Source organism: Priestia sp. MDV22-iso46, from assembly GCF_058629175.1.
In genome coordinates this window covers 317,346-338,963 of the sequence record NZ_JBZVWT010000004.1, presented here as the reverse complement: position 1 = coordinate 338,963, position 21,618 = coordinate 317,346, and the positions used below count along the sequence as shown (strand labels likewise).

The following is a 21,618-nucleotide window of genomic DNA, read 5'->3' as shown; positions in this document are numbered from 1 at the left end:
TCGCTAAGAGATATAACATGAGCCATTAGCTCAGTTGGTAGAGCATCTGACTTTTAATCAGAGGGTCGAAGGTTCGAGTCCTTCATGGCTCACTTTTGTTACAACGTGGCCCGTTGGTCAAGCGGTTAAGACACCGCCCTTTCACGGCGGTAACACGGGTTCGAATCCCGTACGGGTCATTTTTAATATTTTTAATACATAGCATATAGACTGAGGTCCCGTGGTGTAGCGGTTAACATGCCTGCCTGTCACGCAGGAGATCGCGGGTTCGATTCCCGTCGGGACCGCCATTTTGGCTCGGTAGCTCAGTTGGTAGAGCAAAGGACTGAAAATCCTTGTGTCGGCGGTTCGATTCCGTCCCGAGCCATCAAAAAGCATGACTTTATTTAAAGTCATGCTTTTTTCTTTTATTTACATTTAAAAGAAAACGTTATTTGCTTTGTATCTCTTTTGTGGTAATATATTACTTTTGTATTTAGAGATGGTTGAAAATCATATATCTTCATGTATAGTAGAGGATGAACTTGTGACGTTTCAAGGGTTATCAAGTATAATAAAACTACGGTATTCAAACAGTATGAATACTATCTTTTATATTTTGCTTCAACTAATAAAGGAGAACGATGATCATGGATAAACGTATTTTAGTCGTAGATGACGAAAAGCCGATTGCAGATATTTTAAAGTTTAATTTGCAAAAAGAAGGTTACGAAGTATTTTGTGCTTATGATGGCGTAGAAGCACTTGAAAAAGTGGAAGAAGTACAGCCTGAAATGATTTTATTAGATATTATGCTTCCTCAGAAAGATGGAATGGAAGTTTGCCGAGAAGTACGCAAAAAATATGATATGCCAATTATCATGTTAACAGCAAAAGACTCTGAAATTGACAAAGTTTTAGGTCTAGAATTAGGTGCAGATGATTATGTAACTAAGCCGTTTAGTACGCGTGAATTATTAGCACGTGTAAAAGCTAATTTGCGTAGACATCAGCAGGTAGCTGCTCCAACGGAAGAAAGCGAAACGAATGAAATTACAATTGGAGCACTTGTTATTCACCCAGATGCTTATATCGTGTCTAAGCGCGGAGAAACGATTGAACTGACTCACCGTGAATTTGAGCTGCTGCATTATTTAGCGAAACACATTGGACAAGTCATGACGCGTGAACACTTGCTTCAAACTGTATGGGGTTATGACTATTTTGGTGATGTGCGTACGGTAGATGTAACAGTTCGAAGATTACGTGAAAAAATTGAAGATAATCCAAGCCATCCAATGTGGATTGTAACAAGACGTGGAGTAGGCTATTATTTACGCAGCCCAGAGCAGGAGTAATTTTAGATGAAGAAAGTAAGGCTCCTGCAATCTATTCATTTAAAGTTTGTATTGATTTATGTGCTGCTCATTTTAATTGCGATGCAAATTATTGGGGTCTATTTTGCACGACAATTAGAAAAAGAATTAGTTAACAACTTTCGAACGTCTCTTCAAGAGCGGACAGACTTGCTGACGTATAACATTGGACAAGAAATGGTGAAAAATCGTGATGATGATTCCCCCACTCTTGAGGAAGACTTAAAGACTATTTTACGAGATTTTGCTTCAAGACCCAATTTAGCTTCAAATGATATGAATGACATCTCTGAAGTAAGAGTCATTGACCAAAATAGAAGAATCATTGCTACATCGAACTCAAATCCTCAACAGATCATAGGTAAAAAGACTAATGATTTAGCGATTACAAATGCGTTGTTAGCAGGAACGAACTCTGATAATGTATTTGTTGATCAAAGCGGACAGCGAATCAGAGTTATGATACAGCCTATTCGTTTACAGGATAAAGTAGGTGCCAGTCAATCAAATTCAACTAATAAAAATGGAAAAGTTCAGTCTAGCGAAGAAATCTTAGGTGCTATTTACTTAACAGCTTCCATGGAGCCTGTTTACGATCAAATGAGTAATATCAATCAGATCTTTAAGGCAGGTACGGTGATTGCTCTTTTTATTACAGCTATTTTAGGCGTGTTTTTAGCTCAGACGATTACTCGTCCAATGTCTGAAATGAGAAAACAAGCACTTGAGATGGCCAAAGGGAATTTTACGAGAAAAGCTAAGGTATACGGGTATGATGAAATTGGTCAGCTAGCTCTCACATTCAACAACTTGACAAGAAAGCTTCAAGAAGCACAGGCAACTACAGAAGGGGAGCGCCGTAAGCTTAGTTCGGTATTAGCTCATATGACGGACGGCGTTATTGCTACGGATCGAAAGGGAAGAGTAATTTTAATTAATGATCCAGCTGCAGCTATGCTAAATGTTTCACGTGAAACGGTTTTGTCTGATCCAGTTGTTTCCCTATTAGATCTTGAAGAAACGCATACGTTTGAAAGCTTGCTCGCTAATCAAGAGTCATTAATTTTGGACTTTAGTACAAAATCAGATCCCTTTATTTTAAGAGCTACCATTTCCGCTATTCAAAAAGAGACCGGTTTTATTAACGGGATTATCATTGTCTTGCATGATATTACAGAGCAGGAGAAAATTGATCAAGATCGCCGAGAATTTGTAGCCAATGTTTCACATGAATTGCGTACGCCGTTAACAACGATGCGCAGTTATTTAGATGCGCTTGCAGAAGGAGCATGGCAAGATAAGGACTTAGCTCCAACATTTTTAAATGTAACGCAAACGGAAACAGAACGAATGATTCGTCTCGTTAACGACTTGCTTCAATTATCTAAGCTAGATAGCCAAGACTACCGATTTAGTCGTGACCCAATCAATTTTGTGAAGTTCTATCATTACATCATTGATCGCTTTGAAATGACAATTGAACAAGGTATTTCGTTCGTGCGCGACTTGCCAAATGAAGCAATCTATGTCGCGATCGATCAAGATAAAATTACACAAGTATTAGATAACATTATTTCCAATGCAATAAAATATTCACCTGAAGGCGGAACCATTACATTTTCAATTGCTCAGCATACGCATGAAATTGTTGTGAGCATTAAAGACCAAGGTATGGGAATTCCAAAATCAAATTTAGCTAAAATTTTCGAACGCTTCTATCGTGTAGATAAAGCACGAACGCGTAAATTAGGCGGAACAGGATTAGGGCTTGCTATTGCCAAGGAAATTATTGAAGCACATGATGGACGTATTTGGGCAGATAGTCAGGAAGGAAAAGGAACAACGATTTACTTTACTCTTCCGATTGAAAGTGAGAATGATGACGAATGGGAATGAGATATGAACATATCAAAACGGCCATCTTAGTTGTTCTCGTCGCTTCCAGTTTAATTATGACGTATCATATATGGACGTATCAGCCTTCTTATAAGGTCATTTCAAAAAATCAACATTTGCAGGAAGTTGAAGTGAGTTCAAAAAGTAAAATAGAAGATCATATTCTTCCAACAGAAGTTCTCTATCATCGAAACGATAATCACTACATGTCTCACGACGAAGATGATGTAAACAAATGGGTAAATGAAATGAAAAAGTGGAAATTTTCGAATGTGACGGACGTTTCGGATGCTATTTCTCCTGATGGATTTTTAAATTATGTCCATGGAAGTAATTCTATTGAAGTGTTGTATCCAGACGCGCTACCTTTGAAAACATTTCAACAGCTTTTTTCATTTTCTCAAACGTCTTTGCCTAATCAAACATTTGACCGTGTACTCATTAAAATTAAGCGTACACCTTCCTTTTTCGTAAGCGTGTATCTTGTGAATTATGAGCAAAAAAAGATTTATTCGGTTACAGTCAAGAATTTGGCCAAAGATGATATCAAAGAATTAGAAGATAAAATGAAACGTACGTATGCCCCGAGCTTTGTATATAAAGAAAACAAAAATCGGTATATCTTCCTTCCGGAAAATAATATCACGATGAATAGTGAAGTCTACTATACGAGCATGAGGCATTTAGATATTGAAAAATATAAAGAAGCGCTTTTTAACAACCCAGACTATGCACGGAAAGAAACGTCTACAAACCGAGATGTCTACACCGAAGGTACAAAAGTGATTAATGTTAATACGAAGACAGATGTGATGGAATATGTGAATCTTGTAAATTCCACGACCGAAGTAATGGAAGATTATAATTTAATAAATCGCAGCTTTAGCTTCGTTAATGACCACGGCGGCTGGACGGAATCTAATTACAGGTTCAACAGCTGGAATCGTATTACAAAAGAAATTAGCTATCGTTATTATAAAGATAACTATCCAGTTTACAGCAATCAGGGAATGACTGAAATATATCAGAGATGGGGAAATGCGGAGATTTTAAATTACCGTCGTCCTCTTTATCGTTTTGTGAGAGTACAGGATTCGAGTGTAGAAAAGCTGCAGTCATCTCAAAAAGTGATTCAATTAATTGAAAAACACCAAAACTTTGACCCGAATCTGTTAAAAGATATTTCAATAGGCTATCAGCTAGAAGAAGTGTCACAGCAGCCGAAAACCGGTGAAAAGACGGTTGAGTTTAATTCTAACTCTGTCAAACTCGTTCCTTCTTGGTTCTATTATTATAATAGCAAATGGTATCGAATTGCACCGCCGACCGAAGGAGGCGATAACGATGGATTGGAATAGAACAAAAACCATCTTTATTTTCACTTTCTTGATTCTTAATATTTACTTAGGCTATCAGATTTTTAAAACTCATCAAGAAGACCAGTACTCTCTATTTGTAGAGTCCAGCGTTGAAGAACAATTAACGAGTGAAGGCATTGAATATAAACATTTACCTGTAGATGTGAAGGAAGCTTCGTCGTTAAATGCTAAAAGCAAACTGTTTAAAGATGAAGATTTAAAAAAGCTAAAAGAGCAAAAAGCAACGCTGCTTGAGGAAAAAACAATTCGAAGCGCATTAGACAAACCTTTTTCAGTACCTGAAAAAAGTCCCGAAGCAAAGCTAAGTCAATTTCTAAAACGGTATGTGATCTCAGGTAAGGATTATGAGCTATGGAATGTTAACAAAGAGAAAAAAACAGTTACATTCTTTCAAAAATATAAGAAGCATAAAATCTTTGATAATGAAAATGGCATGATTGTTGCTCACTTAAATGACAAAGATGAAATTATTTCTTATGAACAAACGATGCTGGGTTCTGTGAAAACGTTGGATGATGAGCAGGATGTTTTAACGCCTTTAAAAGCATTGGAAAATTTGTTTTTGAAGGGTGAATTGAAAAAGAAAGATTCTGTAACAAAAGTAGAGTTTGGGTACTATACGTTTGATCTACCTCTACTAAATTCTCAAGTTTTAGCACCAACTTGGCATGTTATTGTAAATGGAGACACGAGTTATTTTGTCAATGCCTTTGAAGGGCAGATTATTAAAAAAGGAAATAAATAAGTATTTGGAGTGAGATAAATGAGCCTGCATTTCAGCGTGCTAGCGAGTGGGAGCACAGGAAATGCGATTTTAGTAAGTGATGGAGAACATTCCTTACTAGTTGATGCAGGGCTGAGCGGAAAACAAATGGAAGCTCTATTTCAACAAGTAAATCGCAATATCCCGGATTTATCAGGAATTTTAGTGACTCATGAACATAGTGACCATATTAAAGGACTAGGTGTCCTGGCACGTAAATATAAGCTCCCTATTTTCGCAAATGAAAAAACGTGGAACGCAATGGATGGCTTGATCGGCAACATTGATACGGAACAGAAGTTTCACTTTGAAATTGGCCAAACGAAATCGTTTGGTCAATTGGAAGTGGAGTCTTTTGGCGTTTCGCATGATGCTGCAGAGCCTATGTTTTATGTCTTTCATCAAGGATCTAAAAAATTAACCCTTATTACGGATACCGGCTATGTAAGTGACCGCATGAAAGGTACGATTAAAAATAGCGATATGTACGTATTTGAAAGCAATCATGATGTTGAAATGCTGAGAATGGGGCGCTACCCTTGGAGCATTAAAAGACGAATTCTAAGCGACGTGGGACATGTATCAAATGAAGACGCGGCTCTTGCAATGGCAGATGTGATTGGAGATCAAACCAAACGCATTTACTTAGCGCATTTGAGTCAAGACAATAACATGAAGGAAATTGCCCGCATGTCTGTTGCGCAAGTGTTACAACAAAAAGACATCAATGTAGAGGACAATATTCTCCTATGTGATACAGATCCAAAAAGACCAACTGATATTGTTTATGTATAGTCTCTAGAAAGGAAGCGAAAAATAACTTCATTTAGTACGTGAATGCAGGCATTCACGATGATAAATGAAGGGTTCGGTGATAGTGTGGAACATTATGATGAAGGCCAAGAGCCAAATAGTCGGCCGCCTAAACGCCGCAGAGGATATTTCGCTTCTGCTCTGATTGGAGCAATTATAGGTGCACTTATTGTACTGCTTCTTATGCCAGCCTTGGTGAGGAACGGAATTTTGCCAGATGGATGGATGACGGATGAAAATAGAGATGAACAAACAGGATCTACCATTCAAAAGTCAGTATCTCTTGACGTCACTACGGCCGTCACAAAAGCTGTTTCTGAAGCCAATGCAGCAGTTGTAGGAGTTGTAAACATTCAGAACTCTGAAAGTTTTTGGAATGATGAACGAACTGATGCCGGAACGGGCTCAGGTGTTATTTACAAAAAGCAAGGCAACAAAGCTTATATTGTGACAAACTATCATGTCATTAAAGGAGCTAACGAAATTGAAGTGAGCTTCAGTAACGGTACAAGGGTATCGGCTAAAATTCTTGGCAGCGATGATTTAATGGACTTAGCAGTTCTTGAAATTGACGCAGGCCACGTGACAAAAGTGGCTACCTTCGGAAATTCTGATAAGCTTAAAGCTGGTGAACCAGTGATTGCTATCGGAAACCCGCTAGGCCTTCAATTTTCTGGCTCTGTTACACAAGGAGTTGTCTCAGGGGTTAACCGTGTCATTCCTCAAGATTTGAATGGCGATGGAAATCCTGATTGGCAATCAGAAGTTATTCAAACAGATGCCGCCATTAACCCTGGCAATAGCGGGGGTGCTCTTGTTAATATTGATGGTGAATTAATCGGTATTAATTCCATGAAAATTGCCCAAGAAGCAGTAGAAGGCATTGGTCTTGCGATTCCAATCAATATGGCTAGACCCATTATTAATGACTTAGAACGATATGGTGAAGTCAGACGTCCGTATCTTGGAGTTAGTACACTATCATTAAGTGAGGTATCAGGGTATCATTTAAAAGAAACCCTTAAGTTACCGCATGATGTAGTAAACGGAGTCGCTGTTCTAAAAGTCGAGCCAGGTTCGCCAGCCGCTAAAGCCGGATTAAAGGAATATGATGTGATTGTTGAGTTAGATCACAGCAAAGTAAGGGACATTGCGACACTTCGCAAACACCTCTACATTGAAAAAGAAATTGGCGATAAAATGAACGTAACGTTCTATCGCGATGGCAAAAAGAAATCCACAGAAGTAAAATTAACGCGTCAAATGAAGTGAAAGAAAAGTTATCCACAGGGGATAAACTCCTGTGGTTTTTTAATGAAAAGAATAGAGAGAGGAAGATAAATACATGAAGATATATTGCTGTTTAGAACATACAGAACTAGCGCTGGATGTAATGGTAGATGAGATTGAGCTAGCGCCGGTTTTTGAAAAAATAGAAAATTCTACTGACAAAAAAAGCTGTGAATATTGTGACAATGAAGCTGTATATGTAGTAGGGAACTAAAATTCTTATACAAAATGTGGATATAGCATGTGGATATGTGGATAATATCTGTGGATAAGAGATAAAGGAGAGGAGAATAGCCTGTGAATATCTCTATTATAACCATTGGGAAGCTAAAAGAAAAATACTTAAAACAAGGCATTCAAGAATATTTAAAGCGTCTATCAAGCTATGCAAAAGTAGAAATTATTGAGCTTGCAGATGAAAAAGCGCCAGAAAACTTAAGTGAATCTGAAATGGAACAGGTGAAACAAAAAGAAGGAGAGCGCATCTTAGCGAAAATCTCAGACGATACTCACGTAATCGCATTAGCTATTAACGGAAAACAAAAATCTTCCGAGGAACTCGCAAAAGAAATTGATTCATTAGCTACCTACGGAAAAAGCAAAATAGCGTTTGTCATTGGCGGATCGCTTGGTTTAAGCAGCGAAGTAATGAAACGCTCAAACGCAGCCCTTTCTTTTTCAAAGATGACGTTTCCTCATCAGCTTATGCGCCTAGTATTAGTAGAACAGATTTACCGAGCTTTTCGTATTATTCGAAATGAACCTTATCATAAATAGAAAGTGTGGATATTTTTTTATTAAAAGCTGAGGCAGAAGGAAATGTAAAACCTTCTGCCTCAGCTTTTATCATATGTGGATAAATAGCACACGTCTATAAAAAAGAACAAGAGGTTCTTCTCTCCGATAAAATGTTAGAACAATTGAGTTTGAGCAAACGAGATCTTATTTAAGAAACAGAAAAACCTTCGTCTTCTTTCACTCCAGCTCTGTCTTTAAACTCATCAAGCAACGCACGCACTTCGTCAGTTGTTTCCGTGCTCATGAGTAGATTTCTTAATTCACTTGCACCGCGGAATCCGCGAACGTAAATTTTGAAAAAGCGTCGAAGCGGTTTGAAAGGGCGCGGCTCTAATTCTTCAGAATACTTATCATGAAGATCTAGCTGCAGGCGAAGAAGTTCTAATAGCTCTTCGCTTGTATGCTCTTTCTTTTCTTTTTCAAACGCAAACGGATTATGGAAAATTCCGCGTCCAATCATGATTCCATCAACGCCGTACTTTTCAGCAAGTTCAAGACCTTTCTGGCGGTCAGGAATATCACCGTTAATTGTTAGTAGCGTATGAGGCGCAATTTCGTCACGAAGCTTCTTAATCTCCGGAATTAACTCCCAGTGCGCGTCAACATCGCTCATTTCTTTTTTCGTACGAAGGTGAATAGAAAGGTTCACGATATCCTGTTCTAAAATGTGCTTCAGCCAGTCGTACCACTCATCAACTTGCGTATAGCCAAGACGAGTCTTTACGCTTACTGGAAGCCCTCCAGCTTTGGCTGCCTGGATAATCTCAGCCGCAGTATCTGGACGGCGAATCAGACCAGAACCTTTTCCGTTTCCTGCAACGTTCTGTACAGGACAGCCCATATTAATATCAATTCCGCGAAAGCCCATTTCGGCCATGCCGATACTCATTTGACGGAAGTATTCAGGCTTGTCTCCCCAAATATGCGCAACGATTGGCTGTTCATCTTCTGTAAACGTCAATCGTCCTTTTACGCTATCTTTTCCTTTCGGGTGGCAGTAGCTTTCCGTATTCGTAAACTCTGTAAAAAATACGTCAGGTCGTGCTGCTTCGGTCACAACATGGCGAAAAACGACATCCGTCACAGCTTCCATCGGTGCCAAAATAAAAAACGGACGCGGCAACTCATGCCAAAAATTATCTTTCATCTTATATCTAAACCCTTTCTTTTAGGGAAAACATATTCCCAAAATTAAAAAGTGTAATTTCTTTTATCAGGTTGAATGCCAGTATAAACTTCAACCAATATATACTTTAATGGTATGGAACGAAAAGTGCAAGGGAACGAGTGGTTTTGTTTTGCTGGAAATACTTATTGAAACAAATTTTATATCTAGTATTAGTGGGGTATAAGCAATTAAAAGCGAGCCTGAAGGCATGTACCGGATACCTGCGAATAAATATCCTAAAGCATTTGGTTTGTGTTTAGGCACTTTCTCTAAGGATATTATAAAGTATTCACCATAATTATGATTACGATAAACGATTTTATAAATAACTTTTACTATATAATATATAAAAAACCACGTCTGTCACTGTACAACAGACGTGGCTTCATTACGTATTAATGCTTTTTGTAAGGAGCGCCGTCCTTAGAAGGCAGTCCAGAAATGTATCCTACACCACCTGTTTCTTGAATGCCAATGCTTTCTTTCATTGCATTAGCTAGCTCTTCTTTATCAACAGCGGTAATATTTTTGTCGCTGATGTCCTCGCCCGGGTGCTGATAGTTGCTTAGTACGTAGCGAGAGTTTTTAATGTTTTCTACTGCACGAAGTCCTGTTGCTTCTGCTCCCACTGGAACTGAAAGAATGCGCGATAGTTTTTTGGTTTTTACATTGTAAGCCCATACGAAGTTGTTTGTGTGCAGTGAGCTGTCTTCTCCGATAAAGAGTGTATTTAAGTCATTTGAATACGTAAGGTTATCAGGGTTGGCAATTTTATTTGGATCCGCTGTATTACCGTATGCATCTGCTTTTTCTAGGTCTTGTCCAATCAGTAGCCCTTCCATGCTTGCAGGAACGTAGCGACTGTTAATCTTGCCTTTTGCTTGGTCTTTTTGATGCGATCCTAAGTTCAGCTGGTAGGTCACACCAGACTCTAATCTTGGAAGCTGGATATCATCTTGGACAGCACCAGATTCTTTTAGCATGGCACTATTTTGGTAAGAAATAGCCACATACGCTTTTTTATCTTTTTTGTTAACCGTTAGTCCTTCCATCTTGTTGAATTCAGATGTTGCACCTAAAATTGCACCGTATCGGCGTGATTCTAAAAAGGCAGCTGCTTTTTCCATGCCAGGCTTTACTTTTAAATATTCAACTTTTTTACTTGCGGCGGTTTTGACTGCTTTAAATCCTTTTGTAGGCTGTTCAGTTGTTTCAAAAATATCACTAAATTTTGTGCCTTTGTCGATTATTGTTTTCACTTCACTGTCTGTTGCATGGCCAAGCTTAATCCAATGAAGGTCGCCTTTACCTCCATTGTTCGTACTCGTTTGTTTGAATTTTGCTGCATAAAGCGTTCCTGCTGAGAAGTCTTTCTCCTTATCTGCTACATACATAAACATCATGGTATTAGATCCATCATCGCCAAAAAGAGCGGTTTTATTATCTGGAAGTACCTGCATCATTTCGTGTGAAAAACGACCTGTGCTGTAATGTTTTACGACGGACGCATTGCCGCTTTCATCCACTGAAATTTCTGGAATCCAGCCATAGTAGTAAGGATTTGCTTTTGACGTGTCACCGAAATAAAGCTTAGCGAAGTTCGTGACGTCTTTATAAGAGCTAGATGAAGGGTCTTCAAAAGCACGTGCATCAGGCTCGTATTCTTCTGAACCAAGGTGAGTACCCCAATCTGTTGTAGAGCCATTACACGGCGTCCATAAACCATTCACATTAGAAAAATCAATTTTTTTAGCATGGTTGACGGTTAGTTTTCCTGTTTTATCATCTCGGTCAACTTGTGTAAGCGTCATTGAAGCAGGAAGACCGGAAATCTCTTTTCCAGCATTATTAACGGATTCATATTCATAATGTGAAATAATATAAGACTTACCGTTGATGGTGATAAAGCTGTTTGAATCCGGTGCGTCTGATACGTACGGTGAGGGCTTATCAGGAACGCTTCGGTCAATAATTGGATCCCCGTTTGCATCGATCGGTGTACCTGCGGCGATTAATTCCCCTTTATTATCGACAATTTTATCTTTTGAAAGAAAGAGTTGATTATAGTTAAGCGGCGTTTCTTCAACGCTTCCATCTTTATACGTTACTTTTACAGATGCCTCTGTATACGTTTTAATCATATTTTCAATCGTAGTAGGTGCTTTCATTGGCTGAAACTCGACGCTTTTGATTTGTTTTGGATGTTGAACTGGATGATGCTCTGCTGCAAAAGCAGAAGCGGCGCTAGAAGCTAAAAGAGTGAGAGATAGTCCAAGAGATACTCGTTTTTTCATGGTTGATAACCTCCAAATTTTATTCATACACTTATTAAATCATTTGATTGTTGAGGAAATATAAAGAGAAGCGCTGGATTTGTTGAGCTGTCGTTAAGAACGTTGAACATTTACATGACAAGTTTAACTAGAAGTTATTCAGCTATCTTTCAGAATTTGTTCAGATAGCATTCAGCTGGGCTTCACAGTGAATTCATGTTCTGCTCTTACAATAAACACATAGCTAAAGGCGACAGGAAGCGCTTTGGCTCGTACAGCAAAAGTGAAAGGTATTTTAGCAGAAAAAAACGTTACTCCAATAGCGCTATTTTGATAAATGACCGCTGCTAAAAACTTTAGCTTGTGCTGTAAATACATTGGAAATTAGGCGGAGGTATAATCATGATTGGAAAAGTATTAGCAGGAAAAGCAGTAGTAGCAAAAGCGGTGGGAGGTGCCACAATTGGAACAGCTATCGCTCTTGGTTCAATGACAAGCGCATTTGCTTCAGACGGCCAGCACATTACTTCAACAAAAGCGTCGGCTCATACCGAAGCGGCAACATATACGCAAGCTCAAGCAAAAGCAATTGCCTTAAAGAACTGCGGAGGAACGGTTCAATCAGTTTCTTTTGAAAATAACGCCTATACGTTTTTAATTCACGGACAAGATAATCAAGACCATCACGTGAAAGTAAATGCACACAGCGGAAAAGTGGTAAAGGTTGAAAAACTATCTTTTTCTCGAAGTGAGGCACAAGCAGTAGCGTTGAAAAACTGTGGAGGAACGGTTAAGTCGGTAGGCTTCAACGATGGAGTATATACGTTCTTAATTCACGGAAAAGATAGCCGTGATCACCACGTAAAAGTGAATGCACAAAGTGGAAAAGTGATTCAAATTCAAAGCGCTGCATTTACAAAAGCACAGATTCAAACGATTGCATTAAAAAATTGCAGCGGAACGATTCAATCAAGTTCATATGCAAATGATGTATACACATTTTTGATCCACGGAAAAGACAACAAAGATCACCATGTGAAAGTAAACGCTGAAACTGGAAAAGTAATTAAAGTCGAAGCGGTAAAGTTTACACAAGAACAAGCTAAACAAGCTGCTCTTCAACAGCACAAAGGAACGGTTCAATCTGTTTCGTTCAGTGAACAAGCATACACGTTTGTGATCAAAGGAACAGACAATGTAAAACATACTGTAAAAATAAGCCCTCAAACAGGAAAAGTGTGCTGATTTGATAAAAAAGACGATTGCTTTACAGCAATCGTCTTTTTTACGTTAAGGGCAATACAATTTCAAAAGCAGTTCCTACATTTAATTTGCTTTTTACACGTATTTTTCCCCCGTGCAGCTCTATAATAGATGCGCTGATGGCTAAACCTAAACCTGCTCCTCCGTATGCTCGAGAGCGTGAAGCATCAGCTTTGTAAAATCGCTCAAATAAATGAGCAAGGTGTTCTTGAGGAATGCCGTGACCGTTATCTTGTATTGTTAATGAAAGTTCTTTCTCATTTGCTTTTCCTATCACTTGAATAACTCCTGTAGTTGGATTTGTATGCTGTACTGCGTTGGAAAATAAGTTTAAAACAACTTGTTTAAATTGATCTTTGTTAATGTCTGATGGTAAAGGGCTTGGGAAGTCGAATAAAATTTTTCTGTTCCCGGCCAATAGCATTAATTGAGGTTTCATATCTAAAATCAATTCATCTACAAAACAGCACTCTTTTTGAAACGTCGGAAGTTGATCAAGCTGAGCAAGAAGCAGAAGATCCTGAATCAGTTTGCGCAGTCTTTTGGACTCCCCATACATGCTTTTTAATGCGTCGTTTAATTGGTCTGGATTACTGCTAGCCCCTCTTAGTAAAACTTCTAAAAAGCCATGAATGGATGTAAGCGGCGTTCGCAGTTCATGAGAAGCATCCGCCACAAAGCGCCGCATTTGTTCTTTGGCATCTGTTTCAGCTTTAAATGCTTCTTCAAGACGCTCAAGCATTTCGTTAATAGAAAGAGAAAGGCGATCCATTTCGATTTGTCCTTGATTAACAGGCAAGCGGTCATGTAAGCTTCCTGCATTAATATGCTCCACTTTTTTAGTAATAGTAAACAAAGGGATTAACGTCTGTTTTAAAACAGAAGAAAAAACAAAAAAAGCAATGGTCATTGCAGTAAGTGAAAGCATTAAAAAGATTATCATTTGTCTGATTAACAGGTCTCTTAGTGATTCTGTTGGAGTATTGATTTGAATAACTCCCTGGATTTCTCCGTCAAAGACAATTGGTTTTAAAACAATGACTTGCTCTTGATGACCATCGATTTTCTTTATGAGGCTCATCGTGTTGTCCGGCTGTTTGATGTTTTTCATTACTTGTTTATATGTAGATGCAGAAAGCTTAGGAAAGTAAGAATGATGTGGATCCTTAGCCAGCCGTAAAAATGTGCTTTTTTGATTGATAAAGGTAATATTAACACCCGGGAAATAAACCATGGGTCTTGATCTTTTTACATTCTGGCTTGTTTCAATATCATGTTTCCAGACATCATCGGGAATCAAGTGAATTTGGTCTTCGATGCTTTTAATTTTATTCGTGTAAATAAATTGCTTCATGAACACGTATTGAAACAAGCCTATCAGTATCAGTAAACTCAAAATAACAAGCAAACTTCTGAATAAGAGCTGAAGGCGAAGAGAGTTCAGATGAAAGAACCGTTTGTGCTTCATGAAATATCAATCCGGTATCCTACACCGCGAAGCGTTCGAATGACGGTTCGGCTATGGTCCTGTAATTTTTCTCTCAGTGATCGAATGTATACTTCTACAATGTTTTCTTCTCCTCCAAAATCATATCCCCACACTCGATCTAAAATGGTGGATTTACTTAGTACGAGACCGTGATTAATAACCAAGAATTTTAAGAGTGCATATTCAGTAGGGGATAAATCAAGTATGTGATTAAGGTATTTAATTTCTTTGCGGCGGTCATCAATTTTAAATGGACCGATTGATACTTCGTCTAATAAGTTGGGAAATTGATTGCGGATTCTAGCTTGAATGCGCGCAAGAAGTTCTTCAAAACTGAAAGGTTTGACCATATAATCATCTGCTCCAATAGTCAGCCCTTTTACCCGATCGTCTACTTGATCTTTTGCTGTTAGCATAATGACAGCTATATTCCCCATTTTCTTCAACAAGCGGCATACTTCAAATCCATCCATTCCTGGAAGCATAACATCTACAATAGCGATATGGGGCTTGAATTCTTTGGCTACATTAATTCCTTCAATTCCGTCTTGGGTAGCTTTAATATCAAATCCTTCATTCGTTAAACCCAAAGATAAAAACTGTAAAATAGTTGGTTCGTCATCTATAAGTAAGACTTTAATTCCTTTTAGTTGTTCCATCATGTTGAAAACTCCTTTGCTCCTCTACTTTCTATTATGCTTTTTTATCTGAAACAGCACTGAATAATAGCTGAAAGCAAGCTGAAAAATAGTAGCTATTCTTATATCTTCAGCTAACTTTAAGCTTCTATTCGTCTTATTCTCAGAAATCTTTTGCATAATGAACGGCGTACTAGATAAAACGCCATAAATTAGACGGAAAGTCTAATGGTGAAAAAGGAGGAAATTTAAGGATGATTAAATGGGCAAAAGTATTGTCTACATCTGCTTTAGGAACTGCAATTGCATTTAGCTCTATTACAACGAGTCACGCTGCAGAAATGAAGACAGCTAAAGCAGAAACAACTGAACATGTGAGTATCTCGCAAGCTCAGGCAAAAGGTATTGCTCTACAAGATTGCAAAGGGACAGTTACGTCTACGGAATTTAAGCAGGAATCAAGTGTGTATGTAATTACAATTGTAACGAATAACCTGGAGCAAAGAATTGTAGAAGTAAGTGCGAGCACTGGAAAAGTAGTAAAGAAGCAAGAAGTGAAGTTATGGACACAAAATCAAGTGAAAGAATCTGTTTCTAAGCAGTATAAAGGCGCTATTCAATCTATTACCTTTAACAAAGAAACGCGTGAATATACGTTAACTGTAGTAGATGGCAAAGTAGAATATACGTTAACTGTAGATGGTCTAACGGGAAAAGTCATTCATGAGAATAAAAAAGAGCTGCAGCTAATGTCAGAGCAAAAAATAAAAGAAGGAGCTGTCAAACAATATAGTGGTTACGTATATAGTCTAGAGTTTAAAGAAGCCACTAGTCAGTATATCGCAGTGATTCTTAAAGATAGCACTCAATATACCGTAACGTTAGATGCTTTCACCGGAAAAGTAGTTAATACTTCTCAGCAAGCAGTGAAGCTATTAACGAGGCAAGATGCAAAAGATCTTGCATTGGCTACATATGTAGGTAAGGTGAGAATGGTAGAATATGATCAAAACGCAGCGATTTTCACAGTAAAAATAATCAAAGATAATACGGAATACACAATCACAATCGATGCGGTTTCGGGTGAAATCACACATGTAAAACAAGATAAACTTCAGCCGTTAACGGAGAACGATGTAAAAGTTCTTGCTTTAAAACATCAAGAAGGAAAAGTAGAGCATATTGAGCTTATAACAGAAAACTCAATAACTGTATACGTATTAACCTTAGTGAGCGGAAGCAAGCAGCAGACGCTTAAGTTCGATGCTTATACGGGACAAGAGTGCTCATAATTTTTTATCTTAAAACATAAAACATACATTTCATTTTTCATTCATATCAAGCAGAGGGTGCTTCAAGGCATCCTCTGCTTTTCTATTTATAACTAGAAACGGGGCTGTTTATCTATGTTAAGATAAATGTAGATTATTGTTGTAAAATGGATAGAACTAGAATGAAATAAATTAAATAGATAGGGTGTACACATGAGAAAAGAAGTACAAGTTATAGCCAAAGAAGCTTTTATTAAAAAAGTGAACAAGGGTTATCCACTCATTGAAAAAGATGCGCTTGTTGATGGTCATAAACTGCAAGAAGAAGGGGTTATTATTAACTTAGTTACTTCCAAGAATCAATTTTTAGCCAAAGGCTATTATGGAAAACAAAACAAAGGCTACGGATGGATTCTTACGAAGAAGAAAAGTGAGCAAATTGACGCGGCGTTTTTTGCTAGAAAAATTCAGCAAGCTATTTCATCTCGTCATGACTTTTATGCGTCTGAAGACACAACTGCTTTTCGCATATTTAATAGTGAAGGTGACGGAATCGGCGGCTTGATTATTGATTATTATGACGGATATTACGTCATGAGTTGGTATAGTGAAGGAATTTATCAATTTAAAGAATACGTCATTGAAGCCTTAAAGTCTGCGCCTAACTTTAAAGGGCTGTACCAGAAAAAACGTTTTAACGTAAAGGGGCAGTATATTGAAGAAGATGATTTTGTAGCAGGGGATAAAGGTGAATTCCCTTTAATTGTAAAAGAAAATGGTATTCGTTTTGCCGTTTACTTAAATGACGGAGCGATGGTGGGAGTCTTTTTAGATCAGCGAGACGTCCGTAAAACGATTCGAGATAAATATGCAAAAGGAAAGACCGTGCTAAATATGTTTTCGTATACAGGCGCATTTTCAGTGGCGGCCGCTCTTGGAGGAGCTGCGAAAACAACAAGTGTCGATTTAGCCAACCGCAGCTTGGCAAAAACAATTGAGCAATTTAGTGTAAATGGAATTGATCACGAAGCACAGGACATTATCGTAGAAGATGTTTTCAAGTATTTTAAATATGCGGTCAAGAAGAACATGACCTTCGATCTTGTGGTGCTAGATCCGCCAAGCTTTGCTAAGTCGAAAAAGCATACGTTTAGCGCGGCAAAAGACTACAAAGATTTATTAAAAGAAGCCATTGTGCTTACAAAGCCAAACGGTGTCATTGTAGCATCTACGAATGCAAGCAATTTTGATATGAAAAAATTCCATTCGTTTATTGAAAAAGCTTTTAATGAAAAAGGGGAACGGTACAAAATGATGGAGCAGTTCGCTCTTCCATCTGATTTTAAAACAATAAAAGAATTTAAGTCAGGTAATTATTTAAAAGTCGTGTTTATTCAAAAAATAAATCGCTAAATGCAAGGCTGCATGATGAACTCATGCAGTTTATTTATTTTTGATAAAATAACGATTACAAGCTATTTGAAGGGGACAAAATGAAGGTAGGAGATAAATATTGTCAATATATATGATAAAATAATAAAGGAATTATGCTCAACACTTCACAATTTTACAATATCATCCTTACGAAACGTATTTTTACAATTATTTTATTTTAAATGGGATAAGTATTGGGTACGAAGTAGAAAGAGCATACTACTATTATTAAAAAACATGAAAGGAGAAAGATTATGGCTGAAACAACAAAAAAGCCTGCCGGCGAAGTGAAATTTATTCCTTTATTAATTTGTCTGGCAATCGGACTTGTTTTATGGTTTATTACACCTCCGTCCGGACTTGATGTGAAGGCTTGGCACTTATTCGCTATTTTTATGGCTACTATCGTAGGGCTTATCATTAAACCATTGCCATTAGGCAGTGTAGCTATTTTATCTTTAACCATTATTGTATTAACTAATACATTAACACTTGAACAATCGCTCAGCGGTTTTCAAAATACGACGATTTGGTTAATCGTTATTGCATTCTTTATTTCTAGAGGTTTTATTAAGACTGGTCTAGGAACAAGGGTTGCCTATATCTTCGTTCGTTTGTTCGGTAAAAAGACGTTGGGATTATCGTATTCTCTTATCGTAAGTGACTTGCTTTTATCACCTGCAATGCCGTCTAATACAGCACGAGCTGGAGGAATTATTCTTCCAATCATTCGTTCTTTATCCGAAACATATGGATCGAGAACTGGAGACGGTACGGAGCGCAGAGTCGGTGCTTTCTTAACAAAAGTATCGTTTCAAGGAGATATGATCACATCCGCTATGTTTGTAACAGCAATGGCGGCCAATCCTCTTGCTGTTAAAATGACGGAACAAATTACAGGAAAGACTATTTCATGGGTTGGCTGGGCAGCGGCTGCAATTGTACCTGGAATTATTAGTTTAATTGTTATTCCGCTTGTTATTTATAAGCTGTATCCGCCAGAATTAAAAGAAACACCGGAAGCATCTGAAATTGCAGTAAAAAAATTAAATGAGATGGGTCCGCTAAAGAAAGAAGAATGGTACATGATTGGCGTATTTTTACTTCTTCTTGTGCTGTGGATTTTTGGCGCTAATTTAAATATTAATGCAACAACAACTGCTTTTATTGGTCTATGTACGCTGCTTTTAACGCAAGTACTAAGCTGGTCGGACATCAAAAAAGAACAGGGAGCATGGGATACATTAGTTTGGTTTGCTGTGTTGGTTATGATGGCAACCTTCTTAAATGATCTAGGCATGATTCCTTGGTTCAGTGATCTGATGAAAGGCACTGTTAGTCATATGTCTTGGATGACGGCATTGATTGTACTAGCTGTTGCGTATTTTTATTCTCACTACTTTTTTGCGAGTAATACGGCTCACGTCAGCGCTATGTACGCAGCATTTTTATCTGTCATCGTGGCCGCTGGTGCGCCTCCGTTACTGTCAGCATTAATTTTAGCGTTCTTTAGCAATTTATTTGGCTGTTTAACTCACTACGGCAGTGGACCGGCACCGGTGTTCTTCGGTAGTGGATATGTAACGCAGCAAAAATGGTGGTCGCTCGGCTTTTTAATTTCAATTATTCATATTATCATTTGGGTTGGAATTGGCGGCTTGTGGTGGAAACTGCTCGGTCTATGGTAAAAAAACAGTGGCGCAGGCCACTGTTTTTTTTATGCTTCAGCCCAAACGGATACAGAGCCGCCATTTACAGGAAACTGTCCGTAGCCATCTTCTTCAATCACAACTTGATCTTCTCGGTTGTTTGTGAAGTCGATCCACGTTTGTCCACTTCGGTGTTCGCCGACGAACATTCTCTTTTCGCCATCTTCGCCGTTTGACATCACCACAGCGCATCCAGACTTCTCAAATTCCTCTACACCATGCCTTACCCATCCAATGGTATTCGGGTGATCAAAATAATCGTCTTGCTGACCATATGCTTTGTCATAGCGTACATGCAAGAGAGCGGAAATATCTTTTTCTTTTCCCTCAATAGGGTGCTCTCCGCCTATCCCAAAATAGTCTCCGTAAAACACACAAGGATAGCCGTCTTCACGAAGTAAAATTAGAGCGTAAGCACTTTGTTTGAACCAATCTTCTACCCAAGATTCTAAAGATTCATTTGGCTGAGAGTCATGGTTATCTACAAATGTGACAACATTCAAAGGGTGAGTCTTGACTAATGTATCATCAAAAATCGTGGTTAAATCAAAATCTCTTCCTTGCTGAGAGGCTTCATGCAGTTTATAGTGCAGCGATACGTCAAACAAATCAATTTGATAATCAATCACGTCTAGGAATTCCTGACAGGCTGTTAACTCTGGATTCCAAAACTCTCCCACAAAATAAAATGGCTTTTCTTGAGAAGAGGACAATTCGTGGGCAAACTCTTTAATAAAATCGTGGTTAATATGTTTAATGGCGTCTAATCGATAACCGTCGCACTGCAGGGTGTCTGCTAACCATTTTCCCCATTTGATCATTTCTTCTCGAACTTCAGGGTGATCGTAATCAATATTCGCAAACATTAAATAATCGTAGTTGCCAAACTCTTGATCGACATTTTCGTTCCAGCTTTTGTTTTCCCCGGCAATACGAAAAACGCCTTCTTTTCCATTTTTATCATCGTAATCAGTGCCGTTAAAATGATTAAAGTTCCATTTGAAAGAAGAATATTGATCGCCGCGCCCTTCAAATGTAAACTTTGTCCACCCTTCAATTTCAAAAGGTTCAGAAATTTCTTCTGTTCGGTTCATGGGATCCACTTCAATGACGTGGAACGTTTCTTTTTCATCTGCTGCAGCTTTATGATTCATCACAATATCCACATAGACATTAATTCCGTGATTATGACAGGCATCAATCGCATCATGCAGCTCTTGCTTGGTTCCATACTTTGTACGAACGGTTCCTTTTTGATCAAATTCGCCAAGATCGTATAAGTCGTAAACGCCGTAGCCATTATCCTCTGATGAAACACCTTTTGTAACAGGGGGAATCCACACGGAATCAATTCCTTGTTCTTTTAGTTGAGGAGCGAGCTCTTTGAGGCGTTGCCAATGCTCGCCATCAGCTGGCACATGCCATTCGAAAAATTGCATAATTGTATGATTCCGTTCCAAGTTAAATCATCCTCCTTTTAAATAAAAAGATATAATCGCTCACGGATAGTTCTTTAGAATCAAATGAGGAATTGATTATATTTTTTCTTTTAACGTTCCTGTTATCCCTATTCTTTAAACCTTTTTCAACATATGAAGCTTAAGAAAATCTTAAAATTTTTTCTTCTTTTTTCTTAAAAAATGCAGTTTACAGTAAAACCCATAGACGAAATGACCCATGACATACTTTTGAAAGGAGAGTGAGAAATCAATGGACGAATATGCGATTCTAGTTGTAAACGATGAGCGGTTTGAACGTTTTAAAAGTGGGGATACCTCGAGGTAAACCAAAGACTCTAGACTTGGTTTAGCTATTGCTAAGTCAATTATTGATTTGCACGGAGGAGAACTGAATATTGAAATTGACGGAGATTTATTTAAAGTAACGATTACTCTTTAATGTGAGTGAATATAAACAGCATATCTAGTAAAAAAAGAGAAGCAACCTCATTATGCTGGTTGCTTCTCTTTTTTTAGCGTTCGTAATTTTATTCCGCAACCGCAAAGTGTACTGTGCTTTAGTACTTTTATTTCTCTATCACACTGATTACATCTTATTTTTTGTCCAATCATTTCTTCA

Annotated in this window: 17 protein-coding genes, 4 tRNA genes and 1 pseudogene; 17 read left to right on the top strand and 5 right to left on the bottom strand. The window is 38.1% G+C overall.

The features are described 5' to 3' along the window. Nucleotides 1-19 precede the first annotated feature (19 nt). The 12 genes from AC4NPH_RS22575 (at nucleotide 20) to rlmH (ending at nucleotide 8,273) form a co-directional block, all read left to right on the top strand. A tRNA-Lys gene (locus tag AC4NPH_RS22575) sits at nucleotides 20-92 on the top strand. A gap of 15 nt (nucleotides 93-107) precedes the next feature. Next, nucleotides 108-179: transfer RNA gene (locus AC4NPH_RS22570), tRNA-Glu, on the top strand. A 35-nt stretch (nucleotides 180-214) separates the two neighbouring features. Next, a tRNA-Asp gene (locus tag AC4NPH_RS22565) sits at nucleotides 215-290 on the top strand. 4 nt (nucleotides 291-294) lie between these two features. Beyond that, a tRNA-Phe gene (locus tag AC4NPH_RS22560) sits at nucleotides 295-367 on the top strand. A gap of 262 nt (nucleotides 368-629) precedes the next feature. Then, complete coding sequence (gene yycF, locus AC4NPH_RS22555; RefSeq protein WP_013059907.1) at nucleotides 630-1,337, top strand: response regulator YycF; 708 nt, start codon at nucleotides 630-632, stop codon at nucleotides 1,335-1,337. Nucleotides 1,338-1,343: 6 nt separating this feature from the next. After that, a complete protein-coding gene (walK, locus tag AC4NPH_RS22550) occupies nucleotides 1,344-3,251 on the top strand; it encodes a cell wall metabolism sensor histidine kinase WalK (RefSeq protein WP_013059906.1) in 1,908 nt (635 codons plus the stop codon). Continuing rightward, nucleotides 3,242-4,609: a YycH family regulatory protein gene (locus AC4NPH_RS22545; RefSeq protein ID WP_028409756.1), complete on the top strand. Its 1,368-nt coding sequence runs from the start codon at nucleotides 3,242-3,244 to the stop codon at nucleotides 4,607-4,609. The genes walK and AC4NPH_RS22545 overlap by 10 nt, the downstream gene beginning before the upstream one ends. After that, a complete protein-coding gene (locus AC4NPH_RS22540; RefSeq protein WP_029319486.1) occupies nucleotides 4,596-5,375 on the top strand; it encodes a two-component system regulatory protein YycI in 780 nt (259 codons plus the stop codon). The genes AC4NPH_RS22545 and AC4NPH_RS22540 overlap by 14 nt, the downstream gene beginning before the upstream one ends. A gap of 18 nt (nucleotides 5,376-5,393) precedes the next feature. After that, complete coding sequence (locus tag AC4NPH_RS22535; RefSeq protein ID WP_014457688.1) at nucleotides 5,394-6,188, top strand: MBL fold metallo-hydrolase; 795 nt, start codon at nucleotides 5,394-5,396, stop codon at nucleotides 6,186-6,188. 57 nt (nucleotides 6,189-6,245) lie between these two features. Further along, on the top strand, nucleotides 6,246-7,478 hold the full coding sequence (locus tag AC4NPH_RS22530) for a S1C family serine protease (RefSeq protein ID WP_013059902.1): 1,233 nt from the start codon (nucleotides 6,246-6,248) through the stop codon (nucleotides 7,476-7,478). 73 nt (nucleotides 7,479-7,551) lie between these two features. After that, a complete protein-coding gene (locus AC4NPH_RS22525) occupies nucleotides 7,552-7,710 on the top strand; it encodes a CxxH/CxxC protein (RefSeq protein WP_013059901.1) in 159 nt (52 codons plus the stop codon). Between the two features lie 83 nt (nucleotides 7,711-7,793). Continuing rightward, entirely contained in the window at nucleotides 7,794-8,273 is a 480-nt protein-coding gene (gene rlmH, locus AC4NPH_RS22520; protein WP_013085547.1) for a 23S rRNA (pseudouridine(1915)-N(3))-methyltransferase RlmH, read from the top strand. Between the two features lie 169 nt (nucleotides 8,274-8,442). Here the strand turns inward: rlmH and AC4NPH_RS22515 are convergent, their stop codons facing one another. Both AC4NPH_RS22515 and AC4NPH_RS22510 read right to left on the bottom strand, forming a co-directional pair. After that, the gene (locus AC4NPH_RS22515) at nucleotides 8,443-9,441 is read right to left on the bottom strand and encodes a tRNA dihydrouridine synthase (protein ID WP_013059899.1); all 999 of its coding nucleotides are present in this window, start codon (nucleotides 9,439-9,441) and stop codon (nucleotides 8,443-8,445) included. A 416-nt stretch (nucleotides 9,442-9,857) separates the two neighbouring features. Next, complete coding sequence (locus AC4NPH_RS22510) at nucleotides 9,858-11,756, bottom strand: PhoX family protein (protein ID WP_491938929.1); 1,899 nt, start codon at nucleotides 11,754-11,756, stop codon at nucleotides 9,858-9,860. Between the two features lie 381 nt (nucleotides 11,757-12,137). On the opposite strand from AC4NPH_RS22510, the gene AC4NPH_RS22505 reads away from it, so the two are divergent. Next, the gene (locus tag AC4NPH_RS22505; protein ID WP_013059897.1) at nucleotides 12,138-12,980 is read left to right on the top strand and encodes a PepSY domain-containing protein; all 843 of its coding nucleotides are present in this window, start codon (nucleotides 12,138-12,140) and stop codon (nucleotides 12,978-12,980) included. Between the two features lie 40 nt (nucleotides 12,981-13,020). Here AC4NPH_RS22505 and AC4NPH_RS22500 read toward each other — a convergent pair whose 3' ends face one another. Beyond that, nucleotides 13,021-14,394 carry a sensor histidine kinase gene (locus tag AC4NPH_RS22500; protein ID WP_234419924.1) on the bottom strand — a complete coding sequence of 458 codons (1,374 nt, stop codon included), beginning with the start codon at nucleotides 14,392-14,394 and terminating at the stop codon, nucleotides 13,021-13,023. Nucleotides 14,395-14,462: 68 nt separating this feature from the next. After that, on the bottom strand, nucleotides 14,463-15,146 hold the full coding sequence (locus AC4NPH_RS22495; RefSeq protein ID WP_029319479.1) for a response regulator transcription factor: 684 nt from the start codon (nucleotides 15,144-15,146) through the stop codon (nucleotides 14,463-14,465). A 233-nt stretch (nucleotides 15,147-15,379) separates the two neighbouring features. Here AC4NPH_RS22495 and AC4NPH_RS22490 point away from each other — a divergent pair, with 233 nt between their 5' ends. The 3 genes from AC4NPH_RS22490 to AC4NPH_RS22480 all read left to right on the top strand — a co-directional run bounded on the left by AC4NPH_RS22490 (nucleotide 15,380) and on the right by AC4NPH_RS22480 (nucleotide 19,518). Next, nucleotides 15,380-16,417, top strand: a complete 1,038-nt coding sequence (locus tag AC4NPH_RS22490) for a PepSY domain-containing protein (RefSeq protein ID WP_475842326.1) — start codon at nucleotides 15,380-15,382, stop codon at nucleotides 16,415-16,417. A 192-nt stretch (nucleotides 16,418-16,609) separates the two neighbouring features. After that, nucleotides 16,610-17,809 (top strand): class I SAM-dependent rRNA methyltransferase, encoded by a 1,200-nt coding sequence (locus AC4NPH_RS22485; RefSeq protein WP_406643777.1) that lies wholly within the window; start codon nucleotides 16,610-16,612, stop codon nucleotides 17,807-17,809. Nucleotides 17,810-18,084: 275 nt separating this feature from the next. Further along, complete coding sequence (locus AC4NPH_RS22480) at nucleotides 18,085-19,518, top strand: anion permease (RefSeq protein ID WP_063670749.1); 1,434 nt, start codon at nucleotides 18,085-18,087, stop codon at nucleotides 19,516-19,518. A 29-nt stretch (nucleotides 19,519-19,547) separates the two neighbouring features. Here AC4NPH_RS22480 and AC4NPH_RS22475 read toward each other — a convergent pair whose 3' ends face one another. After that, nucleotides 19,548-20,999: an alpha-amylase gene (locus AC4NPH_RS22475; RefSeq protein ID WP_013059891.1), complete on the bottom strand. Its 1,452-nt coding sequence runs from the start codon at nucleotides 20,997-20,999 to the stop codon at nucleotides 19,548-19,550. Nucleotides 21,000-21,279: 280 nt separating this feature from the next. Between AC4NPH_RS22475 and AC4NPH_RS22470 the strand changes: the two are divergent. Beyond that, nucleotides 21,280-21,438, top strand: a pseudogene (locus AC4NPH_RS22470) (ATP-binding protein); the annotation flags it as partial. Nucleotides 21,439-21,618: the final 180 nt, after the last annotated feature.